Origin of the sequence: Rhodopseudomonas palustris (assembly GCF_003226555.1) — a bacterium.
GTDB classification, from domain to species: Bacteria; Pseudomonadota; Alphaproteobacteria; order Rhizobiales; family Xanthobacteraceae; genus Rhodopseudomonas; species Rhodopseudomonas palustris_I.
This window is the reverse complement of sequence record NZ_QKQS01000022.1, coordinates 29364-38682: the sequence shown is the minus strand read 5'-3', so window position 1 is coordinate 38682 and position 9319 is coordinate 29364. Positions and strand designations below refer to the sequence as shown.

Annotated in this window: 13 protein-coding genes; 2 read left to right on the top strand and 11 right to left on the bottom strand. The window is 67.4% G+C overall.

Annotation, left to right across the window (positions count from 1 at the left end):
* Positions 1 to 361: 361 nt before the first annotated feature.
* From DNX69_RS12565 to DNX69_RS12540, 6 genes are all read right to left on the bottom strand, one after another.
* A complete protein-coding gene (locus DNX69_RS12565; RefSeq protein WP_110786340.1) occupies positions 362 to 580 on the bottom strand; it encodes a hypothetical protein in 219 nt (72 codons plus the stop codon).
* A gap of 447 nt (positions 581 to 1027) precedes the next feature.
* Positions 1028 to 1231 (bottom strand): light-harvesting protein, encoded by a 204-nt coding sequence (locus DNX69_RS12560; protein ID WP_110786335.1) that lies wholly within the window; start codon positions 1229 to 1231, stop codon positions 1028 to 1030.
* A gap of 12 nt (positions 1232 to 1243) precedes the next feature.
* Positions 1244 to 1399 carry a light-harvesting antenna LH1, beta subunit gene (pufB, locus tag DNX69_RS12555; RefSeq protein ID WP_011157052.1) on the bottom strand — a complete coding sequence of 52 codons (156 nt, stop codon included), beginning with the start codon at positions 1397 to 1399 and terminating at the stop codon, positions 1244 to 1246.
* 359 nt (positions 1400 to 1758) lie between these two features.
* Positions 1759 to 2205, bottom strand: coding sequence for a phosphate-starvation-inducible protein PsiE (locus DNX69_RS12550; protein WP_110786339.1), 447 nt, complete (start codon positions 2203 to 2205; stop codon positions 1759 to 1761).
* Between the two features lie 133 nt (positions 2206 to 2338).
* Positions 2339 to 2896 carry a cyclin-dependent kinase inhibitor 3 family protein gene (locus DNX69_RS12545; RefSeq protein ID WP_110786334.1) on the bottom strand — a complete coding sequence of 186 codons (558 nt, stop codon included), beginning with the start codon at positions 2894 to 2896 and terminating at the stop codon, positions 2339 to 2341.
* Positions 2896 to 3663 carry a type III effector HopAG1 gene (locus tag DNX69_RS12540; RefSeq protein ID WP_110786338.1) on the bottom strand — a complete coding sequence of 256 codons (768 nt, stop codon included), beginning with the start codon at positions 3661 to 3663 and terminating at the stop codon, positions 2896 to 2898. The genes DNX69_RS12545 and DNX69_RS12540 overlap by 1 nt, the downstream gene beginning before the upstream one ends.
* A gap of 139 nt (positions 3664 to 3802) precedes the next feature.
* Between DNX69_RS12540 and DNX69_RS12535 the strand changes: the two genes are divergently transcribed.
* The gene (locus DNX69_RS12535) at positions 3803 to 4432 is read left to right on the top strand and encodes a class I SAM-dependent methyltransferase (protein ID WP_110786333.1); all 630 of its coding nucleotides are present in this window, start codon (positions 3803 to 3805) and stop codon (positions 4430 to 4432) included.
* Between the two features lie 423 nt (positions 4433 to 4855).
* On the opposite strand, the gene DNX69_RS12530 is transcribed toward DNX69_RS12535, so the two are convergent.
* The 3 genes from DNX69_RS12530 to DNX69_RS12520 all read right to left on the bottom strand — a co-directional run bounded on the left by DNX69_RS12530 (position 4856) and on the right by DNX69_RS12520 (position 7010).
* A complete protein-coding gene (locus tag DNX69_RS12530) occupies positions 4856 to 5659 on the bottom strand; it encodes a DODA-type extradiol aromatic ring-opening family dioxygenase (RefSeq protein ID WP_110786332.1) in 804 nt (267 codons plus the stop codon).
* 41 nt (positions 5660 to 5700) lie between these two features.
* The gene (locus DNX69_RS12525; protein ID WP_110786331.1) at positions 5701 to 6291 is read right to left on the bottom strand and encodes a malonic semialdehyde reductase; all 591 of its coding nucleotides are present in this window, start codon (positions 6289 to 6291) and stop codon (positions 5701 to 5703) included.
* Between the two features lie 74 nt (positions 6292 to 6365).
* Positions 6366 to 7010 (bottom strand): YceI family protein, encoded by a 645-nt coding sequence (locus DNX69_RS12520; RefSeq protein WP_110786330.1) that lies wholly within the window; start codon positions 7008 to 7010, stop codon positions 6366 to 6368.
* Between the two features lie 96 nt (positions 7011 to 7106).
* On the opposite strand from DNX69_RS12520, the gene DNX69_RS12515 reads away from it, so the two are divergent.
* Positions 7107 to 8009: a LysR family transcriptional regulator gene (locus tag DNX69_RS12515; RefSeq protein WP_234826959.1), complete on the top strand. Its 903-nt coding sequence runs from the start codon at positions 7107 to 7109 to the stop codon at positions 8007 to 8009.
* A 12-nt stretch (positions 8010 to 8021) separates the two neighbouring features.
* Here the strand turns inward: DNX69_RS12515 and DNX69_RS12510 are convergent, their stop codons facing one another.
* Complete coding sequence (locus DNX69_RS12510; protein WP_110786337.1) at positions 8022 to 8495, bottom strand: BLUF domain-containing protein; 474 nt, start codon at positions 8493 to 8495, stop codon at positions 8022 to 8024.
* A gap of 196 nt (positions 8496 to 8691) precedes the next feature.
* Complete coding sequence (locus tag DNX69_RS12505) at positions 8692 to 8952, bottom strand: hypothetical protein (RefSeq protein WP_234826958.1); 261 nt, start codon at positions 8950 to 8952, stop codon at positions 8692 to 8694.
* Positions 8953 to 9319 lie beyond the last annotated feature (367 nt).

Below are 9319 nucleotides of genomic sequence, written 5' to 3'. Positions count from 1 at the left end.
GGGCACGCGCGTCAGCGCGTGAACCCGGAATCTCGACGCAGACAAAAAAACGCCCGTCATCGCCCGCGCAGGCGGGCGACCCAGTACTCCAGAGCCTTCGTGTCAATCACCAGCGCCCCGCAATACTGGATCCCCGCTTGCGCGGGGATGACGTCAGAAGCGAGCGGTTGCCCAGGAAGGACAGCTTCGCGCGCCCCGCAGAACACTGCGAACTTCCGGGTCTGCGTGCTGTCGCACGCCTTCCGGAATGACGGCGGATGGTGAGGAGTGTGCGCGGCTTTCGACGTGCCTCGTGTCTCCCGAATCAAAATGCGCCGCGGGCGACCGCGGCGCATGCGAGGAGCATGGTGGGCGCAGCGGACTACGGCGCGCCGCTGGCGCCGGCGCGGACCGCGTCGTCGACCAGGATGTGTGCATCGGTGACGCCGCGCGCCGCGTTCTGCACGATGATTTGCGCCATCATGGCTTTGGTGGCCGGCGTGCGGTGCTCCGCAGCGATCTGCTCGACCGCGATATCGAGCACTTCGCGCAGCGTCGCGACGTAATCGGGATCGAATTTCGGCGGTTCGTTGGCAGTCATCGTGACCTCCTTCAGTTGCGGGCGAACCATGTCGGACCATTGCGGCCCAAGTGCGGAGCGGCGATGAAGTTGCAATGACGGAGGCGATTTTTCCGTGACCTTACGAAGCTGTCATGAAGCGAAAAACCGTTGCGGTTCAGGCACAAATGCGATTCGCACGCGCGCGTGCGGCGCTTCCCGATTTCGAGTAAATCCAAACTGCAGGGAGTGTGCCGCATCACCGTTTCGGCACTGGCGCGCGATCGATCGCGCAAGGGGGCGTGTGAATTTCAACCGCCGCGAGTCGTGGCGGGGCAGGTCGCGCAGGAGGCCGCCGTGCAGGCCTCGGTGCAGCGCGACGCATCACATCGCTGCGGCGGTTGCGCACCGCCCAAACAAAACACCCGCCGGTGCCCCCGCACGAGGGGCAACGACGGGCGTCTTGTCAGCTTCGTAGAAGTAAGAAGCTTACTTCTTGGCGGCCGGAGCAGCCGGAGCCGGAGCGGCAACGGCCGGAGCGGCGACGGTGGCGCCATTCCAGTACTTCGGGAACCAGGTGGTGTTGCTGAGAACAGCATAGTGCACCAGGATCGCGATCACGGTGACGCTGCCGAGCAGCAGCGGCAGGCCGACGCCCGGGTTCACGACGGTCCAAATACGACCTTGATTCATGTTCGATACTCCTTAGTGCAGCCAGGGCGAATAAACATACGCCAGGAAATGCGCGACGATGGCGATCGCGCCGAAGATGCGCGTGCCGTCGATCACATGCTTGTGGAGCTCTTCCGACTCCGCGATCGTCAGACCGGTCGGCCAGACCTTGTTCGGATCGTCTGCCATTGTAAAAACCTCCTGAGAGACTTCGATCATTGCGTGCGGTGGCACGCATCAGTGCTGCTAGCAGCGACCGGGACGGCTGATCCGCCTGGGCTGTCCGCGACCACCCCCTCGAGGCTGCCGCACCAACCCGCTGACCATTGGTCCCGGCTGAGACCTTTGTGCCCGTGCCACCCATCGTCCGGCGGCGTGCAGTTCACATCGTTCTCTCGCTCGGTCACATTATCGTGACACCCTCCCTTGTCAACTTGACATGACACGGACTGCTGTCCGGTTCATGCCGGACACCGCGTCCGCGAACAGCGTGACGGGGTGGGAAAAGACGGCAAATCAGCATTGCGGCACCGCCGGGTGGCCGGCTGCTAGCCTTGGTGGTTCGGTCCTTGGTGCGAGCGACCGTGGCTCTGTTCATGGCCGCCAAGCCGCGGCGGCCGATACGAGATCACCGCGCAGGCGACCGCCAGGATCAGGATGGCGCCGCTCTCGTACAGCAGGTTCGCCGGCGGCTGGTCCTTGCCCTGCAGGATCAACAGCCGCGAGATCGCCGTGATGGCGATGAACATCGGCAGCGTGATCGGGATCTTCTTGCTTTCGTAATACACCGCGACCATCGCGATCACTTCGACATAGATGAACATCAGCAGCAGCTCTTTCAGCGTGACGCGGACGTTCAGTACGGTCTCGTAGACTTCCTGCGCCATCGCCACCACGGCGAAGCTGCCGATCAGCAGCAGGAAGACGTTCTCGATCAGCCGGAAGCCCTTGCGGATCAGCGGCATCGGCGGGGCGGGGGTTGGCAGGTCGTTCATCGGCAGCAATCCAGTTGCGGCGCGGCTCGCGCCTGAAGCTGTCCGATCTAACCGCAGCGGGCGCACCGCGTCTTTGACCCGGTCGCGTGCTGCGGAAAAACGCCGCTGCGGCGGATCGCGCCGCGCACGTCGCTCACGGAATCGGCTGCGCCCGCTCGACCACCGCCTGCTGAGCGCGGGTCTCGATCGCGCCGCGGCCGCGCGCGGCCCGCACCTGCGCGATCGCCTCGGTCGCCGGCACGCCGAGCTCGACCAGCAGCCGCGCCGCGATCATGCCGGCGCGGCCGAGCCCGCCCTTGCAATGCACCAGCACGTCGTCGCCGGCGCGCAGCCGCTGCCGGATCAGCCGGCCCTCGGTGTCCCAGCGCCGTTCGAATTCCGCCGTCGGCGGGTGATAGTCCGGGATCGGCAGATGCAGCCATTGCATCGCGCGGCGCTCCACCTCAAGGCCGAGCTCCGGCACTTGCAGCAGCATCAATTCGCGCGGCTCGACCAGCGTGATCACCAGCCGCGCCCCCCAGCTCTGGATCGCGTCGAGATCGGCGGCAAGATCGCGCGCCCAGCCGCCGGTCAGCGCCGAAGCGTCGTGCTTGCCGGGGCAGAAGGTGATGCCGATGCGGCCATGGTCAGGCCCGGCGCGGACTTCGGCGATCTGCAGCGGATGGGTCTGGCTGGTGCGCAGCGGCGCCATCACTCCTCCATGGTGTCGAACGCGCGGACGCGGGTGATCGCCGCGCCGCAGGCAGTAACCCGGCGGATCAGATCGTCGCGCCGCGCCAGCAGCAGCGCCGTCAGCGCACGTGCATCCTCGCTGTCGCCGAGCACCTCGCGGACCACCGCAGAGATCGCAGGCTCCGTCAGCCGCGCCACCTTGGCGACGGACGCGGCGAGCGCGGGCCGGCTCATCGCGCCGAACACGCCGGCCGCCACCGCATTGGCGCGGGCATCGCGCAGCGTGTCGAATTCGGTCGCCTCGGCGCCGAAATCGGTCTTGCGCGCGCCGCGGGCCCGGTAGGCCAGCGCGCCGCCCTGGTCGATCCGCACCACGCCGCCGTCGCGCGTCACCAGCACGTTGTCGAGGTCGGTGCCGAGCACGTCGCGATTGGCCAGCCAGGCATCGACCGCGAAATCGCGGCACACCTCGGCGGCGACGCCGTTCTCTGGATAGGCCAGCGCCTCGCCGAGCGAGGCGCCGCGCAGCATCGCACTCGCCACCGCAAGCCCGCCGCCGCGCCGCACCAGTTCGATCTCGGCGACGCTGGTGCCGGCGAGCCGGTACAGCCGATTGGCCAGCACCTCGCTGCGGGCATGATCGTCGCTCGGCGGGGTTTTGACGTACCAGGCGCGGCCGTCGTCATCGGCACAGAGGCCGCCGACATTGGAGCCGGCCTGGCCGCCGATCGCGGTCCAGCCGTCGGCATCGCGCAAGGCTCGCGCGCTGTCGCTTGGCTTCGGCATGAACTCCCCGAGGTTGATCGCCCGCGCGCCTCGCGATTTGCGCGAAATCAAGCGACATCCCATCGCCTGCCGATTAGCGTAGCGCCGCCGCGGGCCTGCGCAAGATCGACCAAACGCTGACGACCCGGGAGGCGAGGCGATGTCGTTTTCGAAGCTGCTGGACCTGCTCACCGGGCGCGACGGGGGGACCGCGGTCGACTGGGACGCCAAATACGGCACCGATACCCGCTCCACCGTCGAACTGCACGGGCTGACCATCGACCACGACAGCCGCCGCTTCGGCGAGCGCTATCAGGCCAGCGATCCGTCGGTGCTCAGCGACGCGGTGGCGTTCATCGGGCTCGATCCGCGGTTCTATCGCTTCGTCGATCTCGGTTGCGGCAAGGGCCGGATGCTGATCGTCGCGGCCGAGCTCGGCTTCAAATCCTGCATCGGCGTCGAGTTCGCCGACGAGCTGGCGCAGACCGCGAAGACCAACGTCGCAGCGGCCGGCTTTGACAGCATCTCGATCGTCCACGGCGACGCCGGCGCTTACGCATTCCAGGACCAGCCGTTCGTGCTGTATCTGTTCAACCCGTTCGGCAAACAGATCATGGCGCGGGTGCGCGACAATCTGGCGAGGCTGCGCCGCGCCGAGTATTACGTGATCTACAAGAACCCGCGCGAGCGCCGGATCTTCGACGAGATGCCGACGCTGCACTATCTCGGCACCCCGCCCGCGCACAAGGGCGCCTGGGGCGCACATGTGTGGGCGTCGCGGGGTGGGTAGTACTTCGTAGGATGGGTTGAGCCGCAGGCGAAACCCATCGCGGGCGATGACGGACAGTTGTTATTTGCCTGCATCGAGATTCCGGGTTCGCTCGCTGTCGCGAGCGCCCCGGAATGACTCGGGGGAGCCACGCGCGCGCCTCTCCACCCGTCGTCATTCCGGGATGCGTGCGACAGCACGCAGGCCCGGAATCTCGCAGTGTTCTGCTTACGCGCGAAGCCGTCCATCATGGGCGACCGCTCGCTTCTGACGTCATCCCCGCGCAAGCGGGGATCCAGTATCCCAGAGAGCTGGTGATCGGCACGGACGCTCTGGAATACTGGCTCGCCCGCCTGCGCGGGCGATGACGGACAGTTGTTATTTGCCTGCATCGAGATTCCGGGGTCACGCGCTGACGCGCGCGCCCCGGAATGACTCGGTGCGTCACCCGAACGCGTAGCCGGAGATGCGCTTGTTGCCGATGGCGTCGTGGAACACACGGCGGCCGGGATCGGGGCCGGCGGCGCCGGCGGTGACCATCAGCGGGATCAGATGTTCTTCGCGCGGATGGCAGGCGCGGGCGCCGGGGGCGCTGGCCCACTGCGCCAGGCGGTCGTTGCGGAGCGCCGCATCCGGCGCGGTCGCGGCTTCCGTCAGCCAATGGTCGAACGCTTCCGATTCCGCCACCTGACCGTCGAAGAAGGTGGTGAGGTTGTGGAAGCTGTTGCCGCTGCCGATGATCAGCACGTTGTCGTCGCGGAGCGGCGCCAGCGCGGCGCCGATCGCCAGGTGCTGCGCGGGGTCGAGATCGTGCTGCAGCGACAGCATCACCACCGGAATCTGCGCTTCCGGATCGACGATCAGCATCGGCACGAACACGCCGTGGTCGAAGCCGCGCGCCGCATCGGTCGCGGTGGCGATGCCGGCGTCGCCGAGCAGCGCCTGCACCCGCGCGGCCAGCGCCGGATCGCCCGGCGCCGGATAGCTCAGCCGGTAGGTGTGTTCGGGAAAGCCGTAGTAATCGAACAGCATCGATGGCGCGGCGGCGGTGCTGACGGTCGGCAGCGCCGCCTCCCAATGGCCCGACACCATCAGGATCGCGCGCGGCCGCGCCGGCAGCGAGGCCAGCACGCCGGACAGATAGGCGCGCAGGCCGTCATAGGCGTGCGGGCCGAACCTGCGCGGCGGCTCCATCCAGAAGCAGGGGCCGCCGCCGTGCGACAGGAAGATGGAGGGTTGACGGGGCATCGTCGCGATCTCCCTGATTTGAAGTCGTGGCTCAGCCGACGTCACAGCACGCGGCAGGCGTCCTCGAAGGCGAGCCGCGGGTTGCGCGGAAACAGCTTGTCGGCGTCGCCATAGCCGATGTTGCACAGGAAGTTCGACTTCCAGCGGCCGTCGGGGAAGAACTCGGCGTCGAGCGCGGCGGAATCGAAGCCCGACATCGGCCCGGCGTCGAGCCCGAGTGCGCGGGCGGCGAGGATCATGTAGGCGCCCTGCAGCGCCGAGTTGCGCTTGGCGGTCTCGGTGATCAGCTCCGGCTTGCCGACGAAGCCGCTGCGCATGTCGCGCGCCGGAAACAGCTGCGGCAGCAGGTCGTGGAATTCGCTGTCGTAGGCGACGATCACGCAGCACGGCGCGTCCTTCACCTTGTCGACATTGCCGGGCGCGACGCTCTTCAAGAGCCGCGCCTTGGCGTCAGTGCTGCGCACGAACACGAAGCGGCCCGGATTGCTGTTGGCCGCGGTCGGCGCCCATTTCAGAAGGTCGTACAGCGCGTGGATGGTGTCGTCGGTCACCGGCTTGCTGGTCCAGGCGTTGTGGGTGCGGGCCTGGACGAACAGCTGGTCGAGGTGGGGGGCGGGCAGCGCAGTGCTCATGGATGGTTTCTTTGCAAGGGCAAGGGGAGATGCGCCCGCCGCCGGATGCGGCGAGCGCGGAAAGTCGAAAACGATCAGTTCTGCTTTTCGAACGCGGCGCTGATCTCGAGGCCGACCTCGTCGCTGATCAGCGGCACATATTTCGTCACGCCGAACTCGCTGCGCTTGATCGTGCCGGTGAGATCGAAGCCGACCGTCACCTTCTTGTTCAGCGGATTGACGCCGGCGCCGTGCAGCCGGGCATCGAGCGTCACTTTCTTGGTGACGCCGTGCAGCGTCAGCTCGCCGGTCACCTTGGCCTGGCGCGGCCCGGTCACGGTGACCGCCTGCGAGGTGAAGCGGATCTCCGGATTTGCCTTGGCGTCGAGCCAGTCGGCGGCCGTCAGCTCGGTGGTCAGCTTGTCGATCGGGGTGTTCACCGAGGCGGTCGGCAGCTTGATGTCGAAGCTGCTTTTGGCTGGGTTGGCGCCGTCGAGCTGCAACGTGCCGGAGACGTCACCGAACCGGCCGCGGAATTCCGAGAAGCCCATATGCGACACCACGAAGCCGACCTGGGTGTGGTCGGGGTCGATCGCATAGGTGCCGCTCTCGACCTTCACCGGCTCGGTCTTGGCCGCCTGGATCTTGGCGCCGGCCTTGGGGGCGGTCTCGGCGAAGGCGGCGGGCGCGACGGCCAGCGCGGCGGCCAGGATCGGAAACAGCAGGCGTCGTTGGATCATGGGTATCCTCCAGTTTGGCAGTCCGTCTCACTTAAGAGCGGCTGCCACCTGAAGAAAGAGATGAAGTTTTGCTGATCTTCATCTAGAATTTCGATGATGAACGACGGCCTGACCCTCGACCAGATCCAGCTCCTGCTCACGGTGGCGGACGAAGGCAGCTTCTCTGGCGCCGCCCGCAAGCTGCGGCGGGCACAGTCGGCCGTCACCTACGGGGTGCAGAGGCTGGAGCAGCAGATCGGCGTCGCGCTGTTCGATCGCTCCGGCTATCGCCCGGCGCTGACCGAGGCCGGCCGCGCGCTGCTGGCGCGGGCGCGGCGGATCGCCGAGGAGGCCGCGGCGTTTCGCGATCAGGCCCACAGCCTGGCCGGCGGCCTCGAGCCGGAACTGACCCTGGTGCTGGACTCGATGTTCCCGATGCCGCGGATGGTCGCGGCGCTGCGCGCCTTCACCGACGCCTTCCCCACCGTGCCGCCGCGGATCTTCGTGCAGTCGCTCGGCGCCTCGGCCGAGCTGGTGCTGAACGGCACCTGCGTGATCGGCCTGGTGCCGGAGCCGTTCACCGATCAGCCCGAGCTGAAGCGCTATCCGCTGTCCACCGTGCAGCTGTTGCCGGTGGTGGCGCAGGATCACCCGCTCGCCGCGATCGAGGGGCCGATTCCGACCGACGTGCTGCGCCGCCATGTCCAGCTCGTGCTCACCGACCGCTCGGCGCTGACGGAAGGTCGCGACTACGGCGTGCTGTCGACGCAAACCTGGCGGCTGGCCGATCTCGGCACCAAGCACGCGATGCTGCTGGCCGGGCTCGGCTGGGGCAGCATGCCGACCCATCTGGTGGCGGACGATGTCGCAGCCGGCCGGCTGAAGCTGATCCAGCCGGTCGAATTCGCCGGCCGCACCGCCCAGCTGGAGATGGCCGCCGCGCATCTGGCCGCCCGCCCGCTCGGCCCCGCCGCGCAGTGGATGCTGAACTATCTGCGGGCGCAGAGCCCGCGCGGGTGAGGGACCGCGCGCTCAGCTCCGGCTGGACTCCGAGAAACTTCGGTCGGGCGACAGCTCCGAATCGTAGGCCATTTCCATCACGATTTTGAACAGCCGGTCGCAGCGTTCGTCGGGTGCGAAGTGGGTGTCGTCCTTGATCCAGCCGAGCGCCTTCTCCCAGCTCGGCGAGCGGCCGATATAGGCCATCGTCCAGTGCGGGAATTCGCGGGCCTCGACCTCGCCGGCGCTGATCACCTGGATCTTGTTGTGGCGCGGATCCTTGCAGATCACCTCGAAGATCAGTTCCACCGCGTCGCGCGGTCCTTCCAGCACCTGGGCGAAGAAGCCGCAATTGAAGATCAGCGCCCCGGTGATTCCGAGCGCATCATTGTGGCGGCGGGAGGCATCCAGGATCGCCTCGATCTCGCGGGCGACATCCGCGACGGCACCTGCGATCCGATTCTCGCTGACATACAGCAGGCGGTACAATGGCGAAGCGTCAGCCATCATCGCGCCGGTCGAGACGGAGCAAACCCATCAGCTAGCCCTCCCCACCGCATTGAGAAGCGCCGCGCCGAAAGCGTCCTTGCGCGGCGTCAAATCTTCTTGCGCGCACCCGGTCATTCCGCGGCGTTCGCGAAAGCCGGTGAAGCCGGCGATCCCGCCGAGCTGCAAAGATCGATGGCCGCTTCCAGCCGCCCGCTCAGCTCAGCATCGGCCACAGCCGATACGCCACCGCCACCGCGAGCACGATCGCGGCCCAGATCAGCGCATGGTTGAGCCATTGGCTGGTGCTAGTCCGGCGCAGTAGGCCGCGGCCGATGAACAGCGTCAGCGCCGACAGCATCGCGACGCCGACCACGGTCGAGGAGTCGAACAGCGCGCCGCCATAAGCGCTGTCGTTGACGATCGCCGCCACCCCGCCGGTCACCACGATCGCGATCAGAACCCAGAAATAAGCCATACGCGAAGTCTCAGTCGCGTCGCGCGCCCCTGTCAATGCGGGGCAGCGACGCGGGGGGAGGGGAGCCCCGCACCTCCAGAGCACCGCGACACGACGTCCTCTCCCCGCGTCATTCCGGGATGCGCGCCACCGGCGCGCAGGCCCGGAATCCATAACCACCGTCGTTTGTATTCTGCCGCAGCGATGCAACGCCGCGCCCTCACCGCATCCACCGTGAGTATGGATTCCGGGCCCGCGCTCCGCGCGCCCCGGAATGACGCGGAGAGAGGATGACCTATCCGAAAGCAGGTCATTCCGGGGCGCTCGCGAAGCGAGCGAACCCGGAATCTCGACGTTGTGGCAAGGATCGCCCTTCTGAGCTTGAAGC